The organism is Streptomyces spongiicola (genome assembly GCF_003122365.1).
Classification (GTDB): Bacteria; Actinomycetota; Actinomycetes; order Streptomycetales; family Streptomycetaceae; genus Streptomyces; species Streptomyces spongiicola.
This window is the reverse complement of the sequence record NZ_CP029254.1, coordinates 4288127-4308976: the sequence shown is the minus strand read 5'-3', so window position 1 is coordinate 4308976 and position 20850 is coordinate 4288127. Positions and strand designations below refer to the sequence as shown.

The 20850-nt window shown below is 70.7% G+C and carries 22 protein-coding genes; 2 read left to right on the top strand and 20 right to left on the bottom strand.

Annotated elements, in window-relative coordinates; all coding sequences use genetic code 11:
* Window positions 1-227: 227 nt before the first annotated feature.
* Entirely contained in the window at window positions 228-1889 is a 1662-nt protein-coding gene (locus tag DDQ41_RS19090; RefSeq protein WP_109295566.1) for an ABC-F family ATP-binding cassette domain-containing protein, read from the bottom strand.
* 47 nt (window positions 1890-1936) lie between these two features.
* On the opposite strand from DDQ41_RS19090, the gene DDQ41_RS19085 reads away from it, so the two are divergent.
* Window positions 1937-2812, top strand: a complete 876-nt coding sequence (locus tag DDQ41_RS19085; RefSeq protein ID WP_109297820.1) for a hypothetical protein — start codon at window positions 1937-1939, stop codon at window positions 2810-2812.
* 187 nt (window positions 2813-2999) lie between these two features.
* On the opposite strand, the gene DDQ41_RS19080 is transcribed toward DDQ41_RS19085, so the two are convergent.
* The 5 genes from DDQ41_RS19080 to DDQ41_RS19060 all read right to left on the bottom strand — a co-directional run bounded on the left by DDQ41_RS19080 (window position 3000) and on the right by DDQ41_RS19060 (window position 10107).
* Window positions 3000-4073, bottom strand: a complete 1074-nt coding sequence (locus DDQ41_RS19080) for a C40 family peptidase (RefSeq protein WP_109295565.1) — start codon at window positions 4071-4073, stop codon at window positions 3000-3002.
* Between the two features lie 16 nt (window positions 4074-4089).
* The gene (locus tag DDQ41_RS19075; RefSeq protein WP_018889333.1) at window positions 4090-4572 is read right to left on the bottom strand and encodes a poly-gamma-glutamate biosynthesis protein PgsC/CapC; all 483 of its coding nucleotides are present in this window, start codon (window positions 4570-4572) and stop codon (window positions 4090-4092) included.
* A 75-nt stretch (window positions 4573-4647) separates the two neighbouring features.
* Window positions 4648-6486 carry a poly-gamma-glutamate synthase PgsB gene (gene pgsB / locus DDQ41_RS19070; RefSeq protein WP_109295564.1) on the bottom strand — a complete coding sequence of 613 codons (1839 nt, stop codon included), beginning with the start codon at window positions 6484-6486 and terminating at the stop codon, window positions 4648-4650.
* A 6-nt stretch (window positions 6487-6492) separates the two neighbouring features.
* Entirely contained in the window at window positions 6493-8739 is a 2247-nt protein-coding gene (locus tag DDQ41_RS19065; protein WP_172607756.1) for a HAMP domain-containing protein, read from the bottom strand.
* Window positions 8740-8955: 216 nt separating this feature from the next.
* Window positions 8956-10107, bottom strand: a complete 1152-nt coding sequence (locus DDQ41_RS19060) for a CapA family protein (protein ID WP_245991366.1) — start codon at window positions 10105-10107, stop codon at window positions 8956-8958.
* A gap of 215 nt (window positions 10108-10322) precedes the next feature.
* On the opposite strand from DDQ41_RS19060, the gene DDQ41_RS19055 reads away from it, so the two are divergent.
* Window positions 10323-11135, top strand: a complete 813-nt coding sequence (locus DDQ41_RS19055) for a hypothetical protein (RefSeq protein WP_109295561.1) — start codon at window positions 10323-10325, stop codon at window positions 11133-11135.
* Between the two features lie 98 nt (window positions 11136-11233).
* Here the strand turns inward: DDQ41_RS19055 and truA are convergent, their stop codons facing one another.
* The 14 genes from truA to rplR all read right to left on the bottom strand — a co-directional run bounded on the left by truA (window position 11234) and on the right by rplR (window position 20848).
* Window positions 11234-12103 carry a tRNA pseudouridine(38-40) synthase TruA gene (gene truA, locus DDQ41_RS19050; RefSeq protein ID WP_109295560.1) on the bottom strand — a complete coding sequence of 290 codons (870 nt, stop codon included), beginning with the start codon at window positions 12101-12103 and terminating at the stop codon, window positions 11234-11236.
* Between the two features lie 96 nt (window positions 12104-12199).
* Window positions 12200-12769, bottom strand: coding sequence for a 50S ribosomal protein L17 (gene rplQ / locus DDQ41_RS19045; RefSeq protein ID WP_109295559.1), 570 nt, complete (start codon window positions 12767-12769; stop codon window positions 12200-12202).
* Between the two features lie 203 nt (window positions 12770-12972).
* Window positions 12973-13995: a DNA-directed RNA polymerase subunit alpha gene (locus DDQ41_RS19040; protein WP_017949642.1), complete on the bottom strand. Its 1023-nt coding sequence runs from the start codon at window positions 13993-13995 to the stop codon at window positions 12973-12975.
* A gap of 201 nt (window positions 13996-14196) precedes the next feature.
* Entirely contained in the window at window positions 14197-14601 is a 405-nt protein-coding gene (gene rpsK / locus DDQ41_RS19035) for a 30S ribosomal protein S11 (RefSeq protein ID WP_017949643.1), read from the bottom strand.
* Between the two features lie 65 nt (window positions 14602-14666).
* The gene (rpsM, locus tag DDQ41_RS19030; protein ID WP_109295558.1) at window positions 14667-15047 is read right to left on the bottom strand and encodes a 30S ribosomal protein S13; all 381 of its coding nucleotides are present in this window, start codon (window positions 15045-15047) and stop codon (window positions 14667-14669) included.
* Between the two features lie 198 nt (window positions 15048-15245).
* The gene (rpmJ, locus tag DDQ41_RS19025) at window positions 15246-15359 is read right to left on the bottom strand and encodes a 50S ribosomal protein L36 (protein WP_003956441.1); all 114 of its coding nucleotides are present in this window, start codon (window positions 15357-15359) and stop codon (window positions 15246-15248) included.
* Between the two features lie 58 nt (window positions 15360-15417).
* On the bottom strand, window positions 15418-15639 hold the full coding sequence (gene infA, locus DDQ41_RS19020) for a translation initiation factor IF-1 (RefSeq protein WP_003956442.1): 222 nt from the start codon (window positions 15637-15639) through the stop codon (window positions 15418-15420).
* Between the two features lie 252 nt (window positions 15640-15891).
* On the bottom strand, window positions 15892-16728 hold the full coding sequence (map, locus tag DDQ41_RS19015) for a type I methionyl aminopeptidase (protein ID WP_109295557.1): 837 nt from the start codon (window positions 16726-16728) through the stop codon (window positions 15892-15894).
* A gap of 213 nt (window positions 16729-16941) precedes the next feature.
* Window positions 16942-17601 carry an adenylate kinase gene (locus tag DDQ41_RS19010; RefSeq protein ID WP_109295556.1) on the bottom strand — a complete coding sequence of 220 codons (660 nt, stop codon included), beginning with the start codon at window positions 17599-17601 and terminating at the stop codon, window positions 16942-16944.
* Window positions 17601-18920 carry a preprotein translocase subunit SecY gene (gene secY / locus DDQ41_RS19005; RefSeq protein WP_109295555.1) on the bottom strand — a complete coding sequence of 440 codons (1320 nt, stop codon included), beginning with the start codon at window positions 18918-18920 and terminating at the stop codon, window positions 17601-17603. Before secY ends, DDQ41_RS19010 begins: the two co-directional genes overlap by 1 nt.
* Before the next feature lie 260 nt (window positions 18921-19180).
* The gene (rplO, locus tag DDQ41_RS19000; RefSeq protein ID WP_017949648.1) at window positions 19181-19636 is read right to left on the bottom strand and encodes a 50S ribosomal protein L15; all 456 of its coding nucleotides are present in this window, start codon (window positions 19634-19636) and stop codon (window positions 19181-19183) included.
* 2 nt (window positions 19637-19638) lie between these two features.
* Window positions 19639-19821, bottom strand: coding sequence for a 50S ribosomal protein L30 (gene rpmD / locus DDQ41_RS18995; RefSeq protein WP_017949649.1), 183 nt, complete (start codon window positions 19819-19821; stop codon window positions 19639-19641).
* Window positions 19821-20426: a 30S ribosomal protein S5 gene (gene rpsE / locus DDQ41_RS18990; RefSeq protein WP_005313527.1), complete on the bottom strand. Its 606-nt coding sequence runs from the start codon at window positions 20424-20426 to the stop codon at window positions 19821-19823. The genes rpmD and rpsE overlap by 1 nt, the downstream gene beginning before the upstream one ends.
* A gap of 38 nt (window positions 20427-20464) precedes the next feature.
* Window positions 20465-20848, bottom strand: a complete 384-nt coding sequence (gene rplR / locus DDQ41_RS18985) for a 50S ribosomal protein L18 (RefSeq protein WP_109295554.1) — start codon at window positions 20846-20848, stop codon at window positions 20465-20467.
* Window positions 20849-20850 lie beyond the last annotated feature (2 nt).

Here is a 20850-nt window from a genome sequence, read left to right as displayed (position 1 = left end):
TCACGTGAGATAGAGCAAGCCAATACGCATAACGAACCAGCAGAATACCCGCGCTCCCCCGCACGGGTCAAAACGCCCCCGGCCCCGCGGCCCCGCGGCCCCGTCCGCCGCAGCCCGGTCCACCTCGGCCCGGGACCCCGCCACCACCGGGCCCGCACCGCCCTCCGCGCGGCAGCGCGGTACGGAGTCCGCCGCTACCCGCCGCCACCGCCCGCCACCGCCCGCCGCTACCGGGCCCGGACCACCCTCCGCTCGTCCCACACCGGCTCCGGCGCCTCCCTGACCATCCCGTCGGAGCCGAAGACGAGGAAGCGGTCGAAGGAGCGGGCGAACCAGCGGTCGTGCGTCACGGCGAGCACCGTGCCCTCGTACGCCTCCAGTCCCTGCTGCAGCGCCTGAGCCGACTCGAGGTCCAGGTTGTCGGTCGGCTCGTCCAGCAGCAGCGCGGTCGTGCCGCGCAGCTCCAGCAGCAGGATCTGAAAGCGCGCCTGCTGCCCGCCCGAGAGCCGGTCGAACGTCTGGTCGCCCTGTCGCTCCAGCTCGTAGCGGCGCAGGGCGCTCATCGCGCCGCCCCGGTCCCTGGCGTGCTCGGTCCACAGGATGTCGACCAGCGGGCGGCCCAGCAGCTCCGGATGGGCGTGGGTCTGGGCGAAGTGCCCGGGCACCACCCGGGCACCCAGCTTCCACGCCCCGGTGTGGGCCACCTCCTCCCCCGCGAGCAGCCGGAGGAAGTGGGACTTGCCCGAGCCGTTCGAGCCGAGCACGGCGACCCGCTCGCCGTAGAAGACCTCCAGGGAGAACGGCTTCATCAGCCCCGTCAGCCCAAGGTTCTCGCAGGTCACGGCCCGTACTCCGGTCCGGCCGCCGCGCAGCCGCATCCGGATGTCCTGCTCGCGCGGGGGCTCCGGCGGCGGGCCGGCCTCCTCGAACTTCCGGAACCGGGTCTGCATCGCCCGGTACCGCGACGCCATGTCGGGGCTGATCGCCGCCTGCTGCCGCAGCTTGTGGACGAGCGCCTTCAACCGGGCGTGCTCCTCCTCCCAGCGCCGCTTCAGCTCCTCGAAACGGGCGAACCGCTCCCGCCGGGCCCGGTGGAAGGTGCCGAAACCGCCGCCGTGGACCCAGACACCGCTACCCGAGGGCCCCGGCTCCACGGCCACGATCTTCTCCGCGGTCCTGGCCAGCAGCTCCCGGTCGTGGGAGATGAAGAGCACGGTCTTGCGCGTCTCCCGCAGCCGGTCCTCCAGCCAGCGCTTGCCCGGGACGTCGAGGTAGTTGTCCGGCTCGTCGAGCAGCAGTACCTCGTCCGGGCCGCGCAGCAGCGCCTCCAGCACCAGCCGCTTCTGCTCACCGCCGGAGAGCGTGTGCACCAGGCGCCACTGGGCCTTCTCGTAGGGGACGCCGAGCGCGGCCGTGGTGCAGATGTCCCAGACGGTCTCGGCCTCGTACCCCTGCACCTCGGCCCAGTCGCTGAGCGCCTGCGCGTACCGCATCTGCGCGGCCTCGTCGTCGACCGTCATGATCAGGTGCTCGGCCTCGTCGACCGCGCGCGCCGCGTCCCTGATCCTGGGCGGCGCCACCGAGACCAGCAGGTCCCGGACGGTGCGCTCGTCGGTCCCCGACGGCCCGCCGGATCCGGGAGGCGCCGCCGCGGACCCCACGAACTGCGGCATCACACCGAGACCGCCGCCCGCCGACACCGTGCCGCCGTGCGGCCTCAGCTCACCCGACAGCAATCGCAGCAGGGTCGTCTTGCCCGCGCCGTTCGCCCCGACCAGGGCGACCACGGACCCCTCGCCCACCCGGAACGACACGTCGGCGAGCAGCGCCCTCCCGTCCGGAAGGTAGTACTCCAGATGCGCGGCCTCGAGATGTCCCATGGCGGGCATTGTCGCCGCAGGACATGCTCGCGCCCAACAGGTTTAGGATGCGCGGCATGAGCTTTGGCGGATCGCAGTGGCCCGAGGACCCGCGGCAGCCGGACCGGTCGTACGGGGAGCCGCTGTCGTCGTCGACGCCCGACTGGGCGGCGCTGGCCGACGCCTCCGCCGCGCGGGCGCGCCGCAGGCGGTGGCTGCTCATCGGTGCCGGCGGTGTCGCGACGGCCGCCGTGGCCACGATCGTGGCCACGGCGGTCGTCTTCACAGGCGACGCGGCACCCTCCGGCAAGAACGCCGGTGAGCTGCCCACGGCCGCCGAACTGCCCGGCCGGACCGCGCAGCCGGAGCCGTCGTTCTCCACCGTCGCTCCCCCGCCCCCACCGGACCCCAGGGACTTCGTGTCCAGCGCGGAGAAGGACACCGCGCCGCTGAGCGCCGGCGCCCTCTTCCCCGGCGGGAAGCTGACGATGGGCGACCGGGTCTACGCCAAGGGCCCCGTGGCGCGCACGGCGGAATGCGCCTCGGCGGCCCAGGGCTCACTGGCCGCGGCCCTCCGGTCGCACGGCTGCGACCAGGTCATCCGCGCCACGTACACCAGGGACGGGGTGGCGGTCACCGTCGGCGTCGCCGTCTTCCCCACCGAGGCGCAGGCCCGGGCGGCCGCGAACCGGTCGGCCCGCGGCATCGCCCCGCTGTCCGGCTCGGGCGTCGCGGCCTTCTGCAAGGGCGGGCCGGTGTGCCGCTTCGTGGGCAACTCCTTCGGCCGGTACGCCTACTTCACCGCAACCGGCTACGTCAGCGGGAAGTCCGTCACCAAGGACGACGCCGAGGCGTTCCAGCCGGGTGACGACCTGGCGGAGTTCACGTTCCGCCAGATCGTGCGCCGCGGCGAGATGCAGGCGTCCGCGGCGGCCGCGGCCCCGGCGGGCTGACGGGCCGACAGACCGACAGACCGACGATCACGCGGCCAGCGGCACGGCCGTTCCGGCGCGGGGCGCACCGGGGCGGGGTGCGCCACCGCGGTCCCGGGCAACGCGGTCCCGGGCAACGCGGACCCGCGCCGGCCCCGGGCCCCAGGGGGCGGGCCGGTGGTCCGCCCCGCCTCGCCCCGGCCCCGGGTCACAGGCGCTTGGCGCTGCGCAGTGTCTTCGCGTAGTAGCCGTTGCCGTCCAGCCGGGAGACGCCGCCGATGTCGCCGATGGTGGGCCCGTTGACCTCCTCGCGGCTGGAGACGAAGATCAGGTGGCCCTCGGTGTCGTAGCCGAGGACCATGCCCACGTGGTCCAGCCGCTCGGCGGTGCGCTCGTCGAGCTTGAAGAAGACGAGGTCGCCGGGCTGGAGCTGGTCGATGGCCGACGGGCGGTCCTTCGCCGACACGCCCGCCAGCGGCAGGACGTCGACACCCCGCTCGGAGCGGGCCATGCCGTTGGCGGTACGCGGCAGGCCGTCGCCCGACTTGTCGGAGGACATCAGCGGGTACCGCGCGCGGTAGCCCAGCACCATGCGGATGAACCCCGAGCAGTCCAGGGACCGGGCGCGCATCTCCTCAGGCGACCCGGTGGCCCCGTCCCGGAAGGGGTACGAGACGCCGAGGTAGTCGTAGAAGTCCGACTCCTCCAGACGCAGGTCACCGCCCTCGGAACCGGCGGGGTTGAGCGGGCCGAAGTTCGCGTCGCCGCGGTAGGCGATGCCCTGCTCGTCCTTCTTCTCGGGAGCGCCCGCCACGTACTGGAAGGCGAAGGCGAACAGGTCGTCCTCCTTGCTGTCCGCGTTCTCGCCGTACCAGTCCTTGAACCACTTCTCCTTCTCCGCGCCCTCGGTCCACGGCTCCGGCATCATCCGCACCCAGTCCGTGGTGGAGACCTTGGAGGAAGTGGCGGCGGGCTCCTCGAAGGTGCGCGCCGGCCCGGTCAGCGTGGCGGTACGCGCCCCGTCGGTCAGCACCGCCTTGACCTGGCCGTCGCCTCCGCGCAGGACACTGCGCGCCGGGTTGTCCAGCCGCGACCAGCTCTCCCCGCCCTTGTCGTCGGACTGCCCCGCGCCGCCGTTGCCCTTCAGGACGCCGACGTTGCGGACCTCGGTGATGCCCGGCGCCTCCTGCTTGCGCAGTTCCACGGTGAGGTATCCCGAAGCGGCGACGAGCCCGAGCAGCACCAGACCCGATGTGACGCGCGACTTCTTCTTTCCTGCCATCGCTCTTCCTCGATTCTCAGACGGCGGGCATGACGCCGAGCAGCAGGCCGGCGGCGACGACGATGTAGGCCATGAGGGAGACAGTGCCCGTGGCCAGCAGGGTGGGGCCCTTGGGCTGGCGCACCAGCTGGTAGGCGATCAGGCCGGGCACGATGAACCCGAGGGTCTGGTTGCCGTACAGCAGCGGGAACTCGATGGAGAGCACGATCATCACGGTGGCCTGCAGCAGCACGCCCAGCAGCACCACGGCGGCGAACAGGCGCTTGCCGTAGAGGATCACCAGCCGCTGCATGATCTTGGTGCCCGCGTAGGTCAGGGCGGTGACACCGACCACCATCGCCGCCCGCTGGAGGTCCTCGATGAGGGTCAGCGCGAGCCAGCCCGGGGTGATCATCCCGCCGGGCGACAGATTGGTGGTGAGGTAGCACAGCAGTGAGAAGAACAGACCTATGGCGATGCCCAGGGCGGCCATCTCGGGGGTCAGGGCAGCGGTGGTCAACGGGGTCTCCGGGCAGGTGTACGGGTTGCGGGCATGACGGGGCGGACGCGGCCGGTGCCGCGAAGGCCGCGAGGGTCAGGGGCGCGGGGGCATTCCGCCGCCCTCCGTCGTCGGATGGCGGGGCGGGCCGTGCGGGTCCTCGGCGGGCGGCCACGCCTGGCGGTCCCACTCCTGCTGCCCGCCGGCCTGCCGGTTCCACTGCTGGGCCGGGTCATGGGCCTGTCCCTCCCACTGCCGAGACGGGTCCTGAGCCTGCCCCTCCCACTGCCGAGACGGGTCCTGGACCTGCCCCTCCCACTGCCGAGACGGGTCCTGAGCCTGCCCCTCCCACTGCCGAGACGGATCCTGAGCCTGCCCCTCCCACTGCCGAGACGGATCCTGGACCTGCCCCTCCCACTGCCGAGACGGATCCTGGGCTTGCTGGGCTTGCTGGGCTTGCTGGGCTTGCTGATCTTGCTGGGCCCACTGCCCCCGTCCCCGGCGGCCCCCGTGCCCCTGCGCCTGGTGGTCCCACTCCCGCCGGTCCCGCGGTTCGGGCACCGGGCGGGCGTCGGCGTCCGGTCCGGGCGGCTGGACGGGGATGCGGACCACCGGGATCTCCTGGGTCTGGGAGGCCTGGTAGCGCTCCTCGTAGGCCACGGGGTAGGAGGCGAAGGGGTCCAGCCGCGCAGGCTGGGAAGCCGCCGCGGCCGCGGGCTGACGTACCTCGTCCGCGCCGCTCTCGCTCTCGCTCTCGTCCGCCGGCAGTTCGGCCAGGTACTCCAGCAACTCCTCGCCCTGGCCGTGGATGTTGCCGATCGCCACCAGGGAGGAGCCGTCGGACATGCGCTCGAGCAGGGCGGGCATGAACTCGTCGGCCGAGCGCCGCTCACCCCCGAGGTCGACCGCCCGGTCGCGCCATTCGGCCGGGATGGCGTCGATGGCGCTCTTGGCGGGGTGCCCGATGACGAAGACGTTGTCCGGCTGGAGGTCGGGGATGATCTCGCCCATCTGCCCGTTGCGTTCCACGCGGTCGGGACGGCAGTTGATCACGACGTTCAGCGGGCGGCTGATGGCCCCGAGGTCGAGCAGCTGGTTGATGTTCATCAGCGTGGACTCGGGGTCGTTCGCCGCGAAGACGTTGGCGAAGGCCAGCCGCTTGCCCTCCGGCGTGGCGTAGCGCTCCACGGAGAGGACGCCCGGGTCCGGCGGGGCGTCGTACATCCCCTGGAGGGCGACTTCCCGTTCCACGCCGAGGAGGTCCGCCACGACCAGGGCGATCGCCACGTTCTCCTTGAAGGTGAACCAGCTGAAGCCGCGCAGCTCCGCGTCGGTGACCGACTCCGGGTCGGCGTAGACCAGCTCGCAGTTACGGGCGTCCGCCTCCTCCTGGAGGATGTGGAAACGCTCCTTCTCCGCGGTGACGCAGATGCCGTTCTCCGGCATCGAGCGGCAGAGCGACCGGGCCACGTCGTCCAGGGTGGGGCCCATCTCGGCCAGGTGGTCCTCACGGACGTTGCACAGGACGCCGATCGTGGAACGGATCAGCTTGCTCTGGTTCACCTCCTGCAACGCCGGCATCACGGCCATGCACTCGATCACCAGGGCGTCCGGCCGGTATGTGGCGGCCCGGCGCACGATGCCGATCTGCTCCACCACGTTGGCGATGCCGAACTTCCGGTAGACCGGCTCCTCGGTCGCGTCGGGGTGGATGAAACGCGCGGCCGTACCCGTCGTCTTGGCGACGGTGACCAGTTCACCGCCGCGCAGCGCGCCCGCGCACAGCCGGGTGATGGAGGACTTGCCGCGGATGCCGTTGACGAGGACCCGGGAGGGTATGGAGTGCAGCGCGGCGTAGTGCCTGCGCTGCTCCACGACTCCGGCCGCGAACAGGAACACCCCGCCGATGAGCAGGACGAAGTAGAGATAGAGCACTGCCGGTCACCTTCCTCCGACGCCGAGCCGGGGCTCGGCGGACCGGCGCGCCTGGTTCTGTCTGCGGGTCTGCAACTGCTGGCGGAGCAGTTCGAGGCTGCGGACGACGGCACCGACCTCGTCCTGGTAGCGCGGGTAGTGCACGGTCTTGAGGTCGCCGTCGGCGAGCTTCTCGGCGGCGGCGGCCAGGGCCCGCAGGGGCCGTACGACCACCAGGTACACCCAGCCCAGGCAGACGATGATCGCGGCCAGCCCGAGCATCCCCGCGAGCACACTGCGGTCCTCGCGCTCATAGGGCGCGATCTGGAGACGCTCGGCGTTCTGCCAGCTGACGACGCTCCAGCCGAGGTCGGCCGCGACGCCACCGCCGGAGAAGGGAGCCGCGGCGGCGACGGTGACATCGCCACCGTCGCGGATGAGCAGGCTGTTCTCGACGGGGCCGGCGCCGACCCGGACACCGGCGGCCCGGACCAGGTCGGGCAGTGCGTCGTTCGGCAGTTCCTCGAAGGCGAGGAAGCCGTCACTGGCGGCGAGGGTCTCCGCGTCGGCGTTGACGACTCTGACCTCGCCGAGGCCCGGCCGCTTCAGCAGCGAGTTGAGGAACTCGACCCGCATCTCGCCGACGAGGGTCGTGCCCTTGTGCTCCGGCACGGGCGCGCCGACCTGGATGACCGGCCTCTTCTCACCCTTGCCGGACACCCGGACCAGGGGCAGGTCGTCGCCGTCGCGCCAGGCGCCCGGGTCGCCGCCGGCCCGGGCGACGACCCTGCCCCCCTCGCCCACGACGTACAGCGCCTGGTAGCGGGTGTGCTTGCGCAGGGCGTCGGCCAGCAGACCCGTGGTGGTCTCGGACTTGCCCGGGTCGATCAGGCGGGAGGTGGAGACGAGGTCGGCCTGGGCCTCGTTCAGCGCCCGGCGGACCCGGTCGGCGATCAGGTCGGTGCGGTCGCGCTGGTCGTTGACCATGGCCGCGGGCACGCTGACCGAGCCGTCCGTACGGTTCAGCAGCAGACCGACGGGGACGCACCACAGCAGCAGCAGAACCGCGGTCAGCATCAGCGGTCCGCGGGTCCCGAACCGGCCTGTACCACCGCGGGGGGCGGGGCCGGAGTCGGCCTCCGCTCCGCGCAGCTGCTCGCGCATCCGTTCCAGGGCGGAACCGATCCGGGCGGCCTCTCCCCATCGGGGTACCGAGACGGGCCGGGTCAGATCTCCCCGGGCAAGCCGGCGGGACTCCAGGAACAGCCGCAGCAGAGGCCGCTGCACGCTCGCCCACAGCACGGCCGCGGCGAGCAGCCCGAGCACCACCAGGGCGCCGGCCGCCACCAGTCCGTACAGTTCCCGGCCCTGCTCGCCGGCGTGCTGCTGGACCACGGGAAGCATGGCCACGACCGTCAGCCCGAGGCCGGCGGCGACGCTCTCCTTCTCCTCCGGGTCGGAGGAGGCGAGCGAGGCGTAACCGGCGGTGGCGATCCGGCCGTTGTAGTCGTCGCCCAGCAGGGTTCCGCTGACACCGGGGTAGCCCCGGGAACCGGGCTCCTTGGCGGTGACGGGGTGCTGCTCGGTTCGCTCGGCCGCCTGGTCGGACAGGCGGGACATCTGCTTCTGGAGGAAGGTGAGTTCCACCCGCTGCTTGTCCGAGTTCAGCGCCTCGGCCTGTTCGAAGCCGGCCGTGGCGAGGATCTCGCCGTCGCGGGTGACGACCGCCATGGTGCGGAACGGGCCGAGGGTGATGGCGGGAACGGCCAGGCTGTTGGAGGCGACGAGCAGTTGCTGAGGCCGGTCCTTCCAGTCGAGGACGACCATCGTCATCAGCCGGACGTCACCGGTCCCCAGCCGTACCATGCGGGGCTTGAGTGCCTGATCGCCGGTGAGGACGTCCTTGTCCAGCCAGGCCAGCGGAATGGTCTCTCCGCGTGTCGCGAGGACCTTTCCGCTCTCCAGGTCCAGCACGGTGGTGCCGGTCCACTTCTGGTAGGTCCTCCCCAGGTCGGACAGGACGCGCTCCGGTTCCACCGGGGCACCCGCGTTCAGCGCGGCCGCGGTCCGGTGGAGGTCGGTGACCCGCTCGTCGATGGAGGCGCGCAGGGCGATGGCGCCGTCCTCCGCGAACCGCTGCTGCGAGGACAGCACCGCCTTCGGCACGACCGCCTCACCGCCCGGACCGAGCACCTGTACGGTGAGGCCGGCCAGGACCAGGACCAGGACGCACAGCACCGCGATCGGCGGGCGGATGCCACCCAGCAGCGGCATGTCCGCCCGTCTACGGCTGCGCCGCCGCCCTCCCCGCACGGAATTCGCGGCATGGCTCGATGTCACCGGTGCTCTTCCCCTGTTTTCTACGGATGCGCGGCGCAGAACTCGACCACCGCTGCCGCGGCCGCCGGACGTCCGGACAGCCGCCAATACTGAGACTTCTCATACGCGCCGAGGTTGTGCGCCCCGGCGCGGAAAGTGCTGTGTCGAAGCTCACTTCCCGAGGGAGAGTTCGGCGAGTCCGTCGCCTCCCGGAGCCCCCCGGTTGAAGAGGAATCCGCGGGTGCGGTCGGCCGCCAGCCGGTAGCGGGCGAGCCGGTCCTCCGACAGTTCGCCGGGCTGGCCGAGCACCTGCCGGACATCGACGACCCGGTGGTCCTCCACCGCGCCCTCGGGCAGCTTCTCGCCGGGCGCCACCTCCGGCGGGATGTCCACCAGCGTGGTGCGGTAGCGGGCGGTGACGTCCCACCCGTCCGTCGTCTCCCGGAACTCGAACCAGCCGATCGCCCCCTCCTCGGTGATCCCCGCGGGGGAGGAGTGCCGTGCCACCTGGTTGCCGAGGCTGTAGGCGATCCAGGTGCCGTTCACCTTCTGGATCGGCTGGACCACGTGAGCGTGGTGTCCGATCACGAGATCGATCCCGGTCTCCTCGGTGAGCCACTGCGCGAGCCGCAGCTGGGCCGTGCCCGGCTCGTTGTAGTACTCGGCGCCCCAGTGGATGGAGAGAATCACCGCCTCGGCACCCTTGGCCCGGGCCCGGGCCTCAGCCTTCCTGATCTTCGAGGTGTCCGTCCGGTTGAGCACCCAGCGCTGCTTCTCCGGGGTGGGGTGGACAAAGGACTCCCAGGAGTAGGAGAGATGGGCGACCTTGACGCCGTTGACCTCGCGGATGTTGATCTGCTCCGCTTCCTCGGCCGTGCGTGCGGAACCGGTGTGTCCGAGCCCCACCTCGTCCAGGGCGTCCAGTGTGCGCTTCACACCCTTGAAACCGTGGTCGAAGGTGTGGTTGGAGGCCGTAGAGCAGGTGTCGTAGCCCACGTCCTTCAGCGCCGTCAGGACCTGCGGCGGAACCAGGAACTCCGGGTATCCCTCGAAGGGGCCCTCGGGCTCCCCGACCGGGGTCTCCATGTGGCAGATCCCCAGGTCCGCCTTGCTGATGACCGGCTTGAGCCCGGCGAGCATCGGCCCGAAGTCCAGACCGGCCTCCCCCTCACCGGTCTTCTCCGCGTCCTTGGCCGCCTGGTCCACCAACTCGGGATGGATGAGCACGTCGCCCGCTGCGGCCACGGTGAACGAGCGTCCGCCCGGCTTGGACTGCGACTCCACGGGACCCGGTGCGCAGCCCGCGGCGAACACCGCGACCACCGCCGGAATCGCCAGGGAACGGCCCTTAGGGAGAGACTTACGGAATGTCACTAGCTCATGTTCACACGGTCTCCACGACCGCCCCCGAACATCGGATCACGAGATCATCACTTTTGGTGAACGTTCTTGTTCTCGTGGGGCTGGTCCCGGCCCTGGTGGGGTGTCAGTCGACAGCGCCGGAGAGCGGCAGGGACTCCGCCCCGGCCGCCCGGGAGTTGGTGGACCTGCGCAGCCGGATTCTCGAGTACACGGCGGGCATCGGACCCGACGGCACCTACACGGCACCCGACAAGGAGCAACGCGAACGGCTGGCCGCCGGTGTCGGGCACCTGCTGCAGGGTGATGCCGGGGAGGCCGAACGGCTGCTCGCCACGGTCGGATTCACCGCCACCCGGCTGACGGACACCGCGTCCGGCCGGCGCTACGACGAGGTCGCCTCGCTCCGCCCGGGCGAGGGCCGGCGCTGGGGCCGCCTCTACCTCGCGGCCGACTCCGGCATCCACTGGAGCGCTCAGGTCCCGCACCCCGTGGCCGACCGGCACACCGAGGAACTCGGTGTACGGCTGCTCGAGGACGCCCCCGGCGGCGCCCTCGTCCTGGCCGGAGCCCATCGCCACGCCGGCCGGGGGAACGCGGCGGATGTCGCCCACCGCAAGGACAGCGCCTTCCACGCAGTCGTCGAGGAACTGCAGAAGCGCGGAGTTCCGGGCGTCCAACTGCACGGCTTCGCCCGCGCCTCCGACCGTCCCTATGACGCGATCGTCTCCACCGGGCCCGTGCAGGACGCGTCCGGCGAGGTCTCGGCCCTGGCGGACGTCATGGAGGCCGGCGGACTGCGCGTCTGCCGGGGCTGGTCAGCGCGGTGCCCGCTGGAGGGCACCGCGAACGTGCAGGGCGAGTCCGCGAAGCGGCGGCACACGGACTTCGTCCATGTGGAACTCGCACCCGGCGCCCGGGGGGACGGCCGCGACGCCGACGAGGCGGCGAAGGCGCTGTCCGGCCTCCTCACGACGTGGGCCAGGGACTGAGCGGGGCCTCTCCGGTGCCGGCCCGACGCCTGCGCAACGCGGGCCGGAAGCAGGCGCAGACCTCCCACGACCTGGTCCGGGCACCGAAGGCCGCCGGGTCAGCAGCAGCCCGCCGCCCCCGCGCCGCGGTCCGGCAGCGTACGCCGGTTGCGCGCCTCGAGGTTCCTGGCGGCCAGCAGCCCGTCGGCGGGATAGCCGACCTCCTCCAGGGTGAGCCCGTGCGGCCGCACGACATGGACCGCCGAGTCACGCACGCCGGCGGCCAGCACCAGGGCCGGCCAGTCCGCCGGACGGTGGCCGTCGCCGACGAACAGCATCGCGCCGACGAGCGAGCGGACCATGTTGTGGCAGAAGGCGTCGGCCCGCACGGTCGCGGTGAGGATCCCCGACGCGTCCCGCTCCCAGCGCAGCTCCCGGAGGGTCCGGATGGTGGTGGCGCCCTCGCGCTTCTTGCAGTAGGCGGCGAAGTCGTGTTCCCCGAGGAGCCGTTCGGCCGCCGCGTTCATGGCGTCAGCGTCCAACGGCCGGTCGTGCCGGAGGACATGGCCGCGCAGCAGCGGGTCGACGCCGGACGGGTGGTCGGTGACCCGGTAGGCGTAGCGGCGCCAGATCGCCGAGAAGCGGGCGTTGAAACCGTCCGGCGCCTCCTCGGCCTTCCAGACCCGGACGTCGTGGGGCAGCCGTCCGGCGAGCCGCCGCAGCAGCTTGTCCCGGTGCTCCGCCCAGAGGTCCTGGGGCAGATCGACGTGCGCGACCTGGCCGCGGGCGTGCACCCCCGCGTCGGTGCGGCCGGCGACGGTCAGGTCGTACGTGTCCCGCGAACGGGTCACGGTACGGATCGCGTCCTCGATCTCGGCCTGGACCGTCCGCCGCCCACGTGTCTGGCGGGCCCAGCCCGAGAAGTCCCTGCCGTCGTAGGACAGGTCCAGCCGCACCCGGACGAAGCCGGGCCTCACGTCGTCGCTCACGTCTCGAGTGCCTCTCCTGCTGTCAAGGGGAACGGGCCCGCCCCCGGGAGAGGGGAGCGGGCCCGTCCGTCAGCCGCAAAGCGGTCGCGGAACGCCTCAGGCGTCCTTCGACTCCTCGGCCGGAGCCTCGGCGGCGTCCTCGGCCTTGGTCTCCTCGGCCTTGGTCTCCTCAGCCTTGGTCTCCTCGGCCTTGACGTCGTCGGCCTTGGCGTCCTCCGCCTCGGTCTCCTCGGCCTTGGCCTCGTCGGCCTCCTTGACCGCGCGCTTGGTGGCGGCCTCGGCCTCGGCGACGGTGGCCTTCTTCGCGATCTCGCCCTCGACGAGCTCGATCACGGCCATCGGCGCGTTGTCACCACGGCGGTTGCCGATCTTGGTGATCCGGGTGTAGCCACCCGGACGCTCGGCGTAGCGCGGGGCGATCTCGGTGAAGAGCGTGTGGACGATGCCCTTGTCCGTGATCGTCTGCAGCACCAGGCGACGGTTGTGGATGTCGCCCTTCTTCGCCTTGGTGATCAGGCGCTCGGCGACCGGACGCAGGCGGCGGGCCTTGGCCTCGGTCGTGGTGATGCGGCCGTGCTCGAAGAGCGACTTCGCGAGGTTCGCGAGAAGCAGCTTCTCGTGCGCGGCACTGCCGCCCAGACGGGCACCCTTGGCGGGCTTCGGCATGGTTCTTCTCCTCGTGATCTGCACCGGCCGTGTCAGGTACCGGTGTCAGCCTGTGCGAGGGGCTCGGGCCCCTCGCGCACCCCCCGGCGGTGCCGGGGACGTCTGTGCCGGGCTCCCGCCCGGTGTCCGGGGCAGCGGGCCCCGGAGAGCGGCCTCCCCGGAGGGGTGCGGGGCGCCGGGCCCCGCACCCCTCCGGGAGGTGCTCAGTACTGCTCGGTCTCGACGAAACCGGCGTCCGCGTCGTCGTCGGCGCCGAAGGCGTCGGCGGCGGCGGTCGGGTCGAATCCGGGCGGGCTGTCCTTGAGGGCCAGGCCCATGCCGGCCAGCTTCGCCTTGACCTCGTCGATCGACTTCGCACCGAAGTTGCGGATGTCGAGGAGGTCGGCCTCCGAGCGGGCGACGAGCTCACCCACGGAGTGGATGCCCTCGCGCTTGAGGCAGTTGTAGGAGCGGACCGTGAGTTCCAGCTCCTCGATCGGCAGCGCCAGGTCGGCGGCGAGGGCGGCGTCCGTCGGGGACGGGCCCATGTCGATGCCCTCGGCGTCGATGTTGAGTTCGCGGGCCAGGCCGAACAGCTCGACCAGGGTCTTGCCGGCCGACGCCATGGCGTCGCGCGGGCGCATGGCCTGCTTGGTCTCGACGTCGACGATCAGCTTGTCGAAGTCGGTGCGCTGCTCCACACGGGTGGCCTCGACCTTGTACGTGACCTTGAGCACCGGGGAGTAGATGGAGTCGACCGGGATACGGCCGATCTCCTGGCCCACCTGCTTGTTCTGCACGGCGGAGACATAGCCGCGACCGCGCTCGACGGTCAGCTCCATCTCCAGCTTGCCCTTGCCGTTCAGCGTGGCCAGGACCAGGTCGGGGTTGTGGACCTCGACACCGGCCGGGGGCGCGATGTCGGCGGCGGTGACCAGACCCGGGCCCTGCTTGCGCAGGTACATCACGACCGGCTCGTCGTGCTCCGAGGAGACGACCAGCTGCTTGATGTTCAGGATCAGGTCGGTGACGTCCTCCCTGACACCCGGCACGGTGGTGAACTCGTGCAGGACGCCGTCGATCCGGATGGACGTGACGGCCGCGCCCGGGATCGAGGAGAGGAGCGTACGGCGGAGGGAGTTGCCGAGGGTGTAGCCGAAGCCCGGCTCCAGCGGCTCGATCACGAACCGGGAGCGGTACTCGTCGACGACCTCTTCGGTCAGCGAGGGACGCTGAGCGATCAGCATGTCAATGATCCTTCAGTCATGGGCGCCCGCTATTTGACGCCCGACTCGGCCGGGACGGGCCCGGCTCTCGAGAAACTGCGTACTGCAAGGGTACGGGCGGTACGTCCCACATGGGGCCGTACCGCCCGAAGCCCCGGCCCGGGCGGGGAGGGCGCCGGCGGCGCCCGGCACCCGAGCCGGTCTCACAGCTGCGGCGACGCGTCAGACGCGGCGGCGCTTGGGGGGACGGCAGCCGTTGTGCGGCGTCGGGGTGACGTCCTGGATGGAGCCGACCTCGAGGCCGGTGGCCTGCAGGGAGCGGATCGCGGTCTCACGGCCGGAGCCCGGACCCTTGACGAAGACGTCGACCTTGCGCATGCCGTGCTCCTGCGCGCGGCGGGCGGCCGACTCGGCGGCCATCTGCGCGGCGAAGGGGGTGGACTTGCGCGAGCCCTTGAAGCCGACGTGGCCGGCGGAGGCCCAGGAGATCACGTTGCCACTCGGGTCCGTGATCGAGACGATCGTGTTGTTGAACGTGCTCTTGATGTGCGCGTGGCCGTGAGCGACGTTCTTCTTTTCCTTGCGGCGCACCTTCTTGACGGCGCCCTGGCGTCCCTTGGGGGGCATGTATTTCTCCCGTGGAGGTGGTCGGTCCTACAGCGAAGACCGCTGGTAGAGCGTCCTGCTGAGGACTACTTCTTGCCCGGCTTCTTCTTGCCGGCGATGGCGCGACGCGGACCCTTGCGGGTACGGGCGTTCGTGCTGGTGCGCTGGCCGTGGACCGGCAGACCGCGGCGGTGGCGCAGACCCTGGTAGCAGCCGATCTCGACCTTGCGGCGGATGTCGGCCTGGATCTCGCGACGGAGGTCGCCCTCGGTCTTGATGTTGTTGTCCACGTACTCGCGGATCTTGACCAGGTCCTCTTCGGCCAGGTCACGAACGCGGGCGTTCGGGTTCACACCGGTCGCGGCGAGGGTCTCCTGCGCCAGGGTGCGGCCGATGCCGAAGACGTAGGTGAGTGCGACCTCCACGCGCTTGTCGCGCGGGATGTCAACACCGGAAACGCGTGCCATTCAATGGCTCCTGTGGTGTTCGGGGGTCTGCGGCAGAACCGTCCCGGGCCGCCGACCGCTCCCTGGGGAGAGGTGGTACGTCCCGGTCCCCGGCCCCCGCCGGAGGTGCCGCCGGTCCTCGCGGACTGGGCGGGCTCTGCTGGTGAACATGTGTTGCTCGCGTCGCGCGAAGATCTGCGGAGTGCAGGTCGGCGTGCGTCAGCCCTGGCGCTGCTTGTGGCGCAGGTTGTCGCAGATGACCATGACCCGGCCGTGACGGCGGATCACCTTGCACTTGTCGCAGATCTTCTTGACGCTCGGCTTGACCTTCATGGGATGTGAGGTTCTCCGGGTCAGTGCCAGCACCCCTCGGGAGAGGGGAGGGCAAGATCTACTTGTATCGGTAGACGATCCGCCCGCGCGTCAGGTCGTACGGAGAGAGCTCCACGACGACCCGGTCGTCCGGAAGGATCCGGATGTAGTGCATCCGCATCTTGCCGGAGATGTGCGCGAGGACCTTGTGACCGTTCTGGAGTTCCACCTTGAACATGGCGTTCGGCAGGGACTCGATCACGGTGCCCTCAATCTCGATGGCACCTTGCTTCTTGGCCACGCTTCGCCCTTCGAATCGGCTACCTTGATCGGCTCTTGCCACCCTCCGACCGCAAGCGGGCATACGGGTACACGCGAACCGACGCATCAGTCTACGTCAGGCCCCCGGAAAAGACGAATCCGGGGAGTTTGCCCAAGGTAGGAGATCCTTAAGCAGGAGCGGGGCGGCCGGGGCTCCCCGATCACCCCGCCCGCCGCCCGGGGCGCACCCGGTGGCCCGCTCGGACCTGGGCCCCGCGCCCCCGGGCCCCGCTCAGGCCAGCGGGTCCGGAGCCGCCGTGACGCCCAGCTCCGCCAGCTTCGCCCGGCCGCCGTCCACGGCCGTCAGCACCAGCGGGCCTTCCTCCGTCAGCGCCACCGAGTGCTCCCAGTGCGAGGACCAGGTGCCGTCCGTGGTGATCACGGTCCAGTCGTCGGCGAGCACCTCGGTGTGCGGGGTGCCGAGCGACACCATCGGCTCGATCGCCAGGCAGACGCCCGGAACCAGCTTGGGGCCCCTGCCGCGCTTGCGGCTGACGTAGTTCAGCAGGTGCGGGTCCATGTGCATCTCGGTGCCGATGCCGTGGCCGCCGTAGTCCTCGATGATCCCGTACCGGCCGCCGCCCGGCTTCGGCTGCCGGCGGATGTACGTCTCGATCGCCCGGGAGACGTCGACCAGCCGGTTGCCGTTCCTCATGGCGGCGATGCCGGCCCACATGGACTCCTCGGTCACCCGGGAGAGCTCGACCAGCTCCGGAGCATGGCCGTCGCCCACGAACGCGGTGAACGCCGCGTCGCCGTGCCAGCCGTCGACGATCGCCCCGGCGTCGACGGAGATGACGTCGCCGTGCTTGAGGACCGTCTTGCCGTCCGGGATGCCGTGGACGACGACCTCGTTCACCGAGGTGCAGATGGTGGCGGGGAACCCGCCGTACCCGAGGAAGTTGGACTTGGCCCCGTGGTCGGCGATCACCTTGCGGGCGACCTCGTCCAGGTCCCTCGTGGTGGCACCGGGGACCGCCGCCTCGCGGGTCGCCGCGTGGATGGCGGCGACGACCAGCCCCGCCTCACGCATCTTCGCGATCTGCTCGGGGGTCTTGATCTGCACCATGGGGGCCGGCGCCTTTCGGGTTCGGAGAGTGGGTCGGCGGAATGCCTGGCTCGTCAACGATACGGCCGCGGCGTCCCGGGGACACCGCGGCCGTATGCGGTCCGCTCGGAGGTACTGCGTCTGCGGGTCGGGACCGGGGGACCGGGGGCACGTCGTGAAGCCGAGGGTCCCTCCCGCCCCGCGGGCGGACGGGGCCCGCCCTCGCGTCCCGCCCTAGGCGGCCCGGTCCGTCTCCAGTGCCTCCATCGCGCGCTCGGTCACCTCGTCGACCTTGCCGAGCGCGGAGATGGTCACCAGCAGGCCCTGGGCCCGGTAGTGGTCGATGATCGGCTCGGTCTGCGTGTGGTAGACCTCGAGCCGCTTGCGGACGGTCTCCTCGGAGTCGTCGTCCCGCTGGTAGAGGCCGCCGCCGCACACGTCGCAGACGCCCTCGGTCCGGGGGGCGCTGTAGGTGACGTGGAAGACGTGGGCGCTGTCGTTGCGGCAGACGCGGCGGCCCGCGATCCGCTTGACGACCTCGTCCTCCGGGACCTCCAGGTCCAGGACCGCGTCCAGCTTCACCCCGTCCGACGCCAGCGCCGTGTCGAGCGCCTCGGCCTGCGAGACGTTGCGCGGGAAGCCGTCCAGCAGAAACCCGTTCTTGGCGTCCGGCTGGGCCATCCGGTCGCGCGCCATCCCGATGGTCACCTCGTCCGGCACCAGGTTGCCGGCGTCCATGTACGCCTTGGCCTGCTTGCCCAGCTCCGTCCCCTGGCTGATGTTGGCCCGGAACAGGTCGCCCGTGGAGATGTGCGGGATCGACAGGTTCCCGGCGAGGAACGCGGCCTGCGTTCCCTTGCCGGCACCGGGCGGTCCGACGAGGACGATTCGCATCAGCGGAGGAACCCTTCGTAGTTGCGCTGCTGGAGCTGGCTCTCGATCTGCTTCACGGTCTCCAGACCGACACCCACGATGATGAGGATGCTGGTGCCGCCGAACGGGAAGTTCTGGTTCGCACCACCGAAGCCCGCCAACGCCATCGTCGGCACGAGAGCGATCAGACCCAGATACAGCGAGCCCGGCCAGGTGATCCGGTTCAGCACGTAGCTCAGATACTCGGCGGTAGGTCGACCGGCCCGGATACCCGGGATGAAGCCACCATACTTCTTCATGTTGTCCGCGACTTCCTCGGGGTTGAACGAGATGGCCACGTAGAAGAAGGCGAAGAACACGATCAGCACGAAGTACGTCGCGATGTAGTAGGGGTGGTCACCACTGACGAAGTGGGCTTCGATCCACCGCTTCCACGCCGCGTCCGAGTTCGAGAACTGGGCGATGAGCGCCGGGATGTAGAGCAGCGACGAGGCGAAGATGACGGGAATCACACCCGCCTGGTTCACCTTGAGCGGGATGTAGGTGGACGTACCGCCGTACGACCTGCGGCCGATCATCCGCTTGGCGTACTGGACCGGGATGCGCCGCTGGGCCTGCTCGACGAAGACGACGAGCGCCACCATCACGAAGCCGATCAGGATGACCGTGCCGAACTCGATCCAGCCCTTGGCGAGGTTGCCGCTCTCCTTGATGGCCCACAGCGCGCCGGGGAAGCCGGCGGCGATGGAGATGAACATCAGGATGGACATGCCGTTGCCGATGCCGCGGTCCGTGATCAGCTCGCCGAGCCACATCACCAGGGCGGTGCCGGCGGTCATGGTGACCACCATGGTGGCCGTCACGAAGATCGACTGGTCGGGCACGATCTCGTTGGCCACCTGGCAGCCGGAGAACAGCGCGCCGCTGCGGGCCGTCGCCACCAGGCCGGTGCCCTGGAGCACGGCCAGGGCGACCGTGAGGTAGCGCGTGTACTGCGTGATCTTCGCGGTGCCGGACTGGCCCTCCTTCTTGAGGGCCTCCAGACGGGGGATGACCACCGTCAGCAGCTGGAGGATGATGCTCGCCGTGATGTACGGCATGATGCCGAGCGCGAAGATCGTGATCTGCAGAAGCGCCCCGCCGCTGAACATGTTGACGAGGCCGAAGAGGCTGCTGTTGTTCTGCGCTGCCTGGTCCACACAGATCTGGACGTTCTCATAGCTGACGCCGGGCACGGGGATGTGCGCGCCGAGCCGGTACAGCACGATGATGCCGAGCGTGAAGAGCAGCTTCTTGCGCAGGTCGGGCGTCTTGAACGCCCGGGCGAACGCGGTGAGCACGGTGCCTCCTGCGACCCCCGCGCAAAGCGTCAGAGGTGACGGTCTTGAGGTTCGACGAATTCGTAGGGGACGGGTACCGCTCCGGGGGGCCGGTGGGCCTCACTTCGCGGTGCGGGGGTCGCCCCCCGGGGATGACAGCAACGACGCACGCCACCTTACCGGCGAGTGTGCCCCCCTTGGAACGACCAACCCTGGGAACGACCAACCGGGGATGCCCGTCTGAGAGCATCCCCGGTTGGTGTTCAGGCCATCGGCTCGTCTCAGACGAGCTCGGTGACGGTGCCGCCGGCGGCGGTGATCTTCTCCTTGGCGGAGCCGGAGACGGCGTCGACCGTCACCTGCAGCGCCACGGAGACCTCGCCCTGGCCCAGCACCTTGACGAGCTGGTTCTTGCGAACCGCGCCCTTGGCGACCAGGTCGGCGACCGTGACCTCGCCACCCTCGGGGTAGAGGGCGGCGAGCTTGTCCAGGTTGACGACCTGGTACTCGGTCTTGAACGGGTTCTTGAAGCCCTTCAGCTTCGGGAGGCGCATGTGCAGCGGCATCTGGCCGCCCTCGAAGCGCTCCGGAACCTGGTAGCGGGCCTTCGTGCCCTTGGTACCACGACCGGCCGTCTTACCCTTCGACGCCTCACCACGACCCACACGGGTCTTGGCGGTCTTGGCGCCGGGGGCGGGACGGAGGTTGTGGATCTTCAGCGGGTTCTGCTCCGCCATGATCAGTCGACCTCCTCGACCGTCACGAGGTGGCGGACGGTGTGCACCATTCCGCGGAACTCGGGGCGGTCCTCCTTGACGACCACGTCGTTGACCTTCTTCAGGCCGAGCGAACGCAGGGTGTCACGGTGGTTCTGCTTGCTGCCGATGTACGACTTCGTCTGCGTGATCTTGAGGCGGGCCATCACGCACCCGCTCCCGCACGCGCACGAAGCAGGGCCGCGGGGGCGACGTCCTCGAGCGGCAGACCGCGGCGGGCCGCGATCTCCTCGGGACGCTGCAGGCCCTTCAGGGCCGCCACGGTCGCGTGCACGATGTTGATCGCGTTGTCGGAGCCCAGGGACTTCGACAGGATGTCGTGCACGCCGGCGCACTCGAGCACGGCGCGCACCGGGCCACCGGCGATCACACCGGTACCGGGGGAAGCCGGCTTGAGCAGCACGACGCCCGCCGCCTTCTCACCCTGGATGGGGTGGGGGATGGTGCCCTGGATGCGGGGGACCTTGAAGAAGTGCTTCTTGGCCTCCTCCACACCCTTGGCGATGGCGGCCGGCACCTCCTTGGCCTTGCCGTAACCGACACCCACGGTGCCGTCACCGTCGCCCACCACGACCAGCGCGGTGAAGCTGAAGCGACGACCACCCTTCACAACCTTGGCGACGCGGTTGATCGCGACGACGCGCTCGACGTACGCGGTCTTCTCGGCGGCAGCAGCGCCGCCGTCACGGCCCTTCCGGTCCCGCCGCTCGCCGCCACCGGCACCGCTGCCGCGGCGCTGGGGTCCAGCCATTGGATTTACCTCTCTCTTTTCCGCTAGCTACGAACGGCTCAGAACTTCAGGCCGGCTTCGCGGGCGGCGTCCGCCAGGGCGGCGATGCGCCCGGCGTACTGGTTGCCGCCGCGGTCGAACACGACGGCCTCGATGCCGGCGGCCTTGGCACGCTCGGCCACGAGCTGGCCGACCTGCTTCGCCTTCGCCGACTTGTCGCCCTCGCCGCCGCGGATGGAAGCGTCCAGGGTGGACGCCGACGCCACGGTGTGGCCCTTGAGGTCGTCGATGACCTGGGCGGTGATGCCGCGGTTGGACCGGGTGACGACCAGGCGCGGACGCTCCGCCGTACCCGAGATCTTCTTGCGGATGCGGATGTGGCGACGCTTCAGAGCGGCGCCCTTGTAGGCCTTGCCCTTGGCAATCTTCACGCCGTATGCCATGG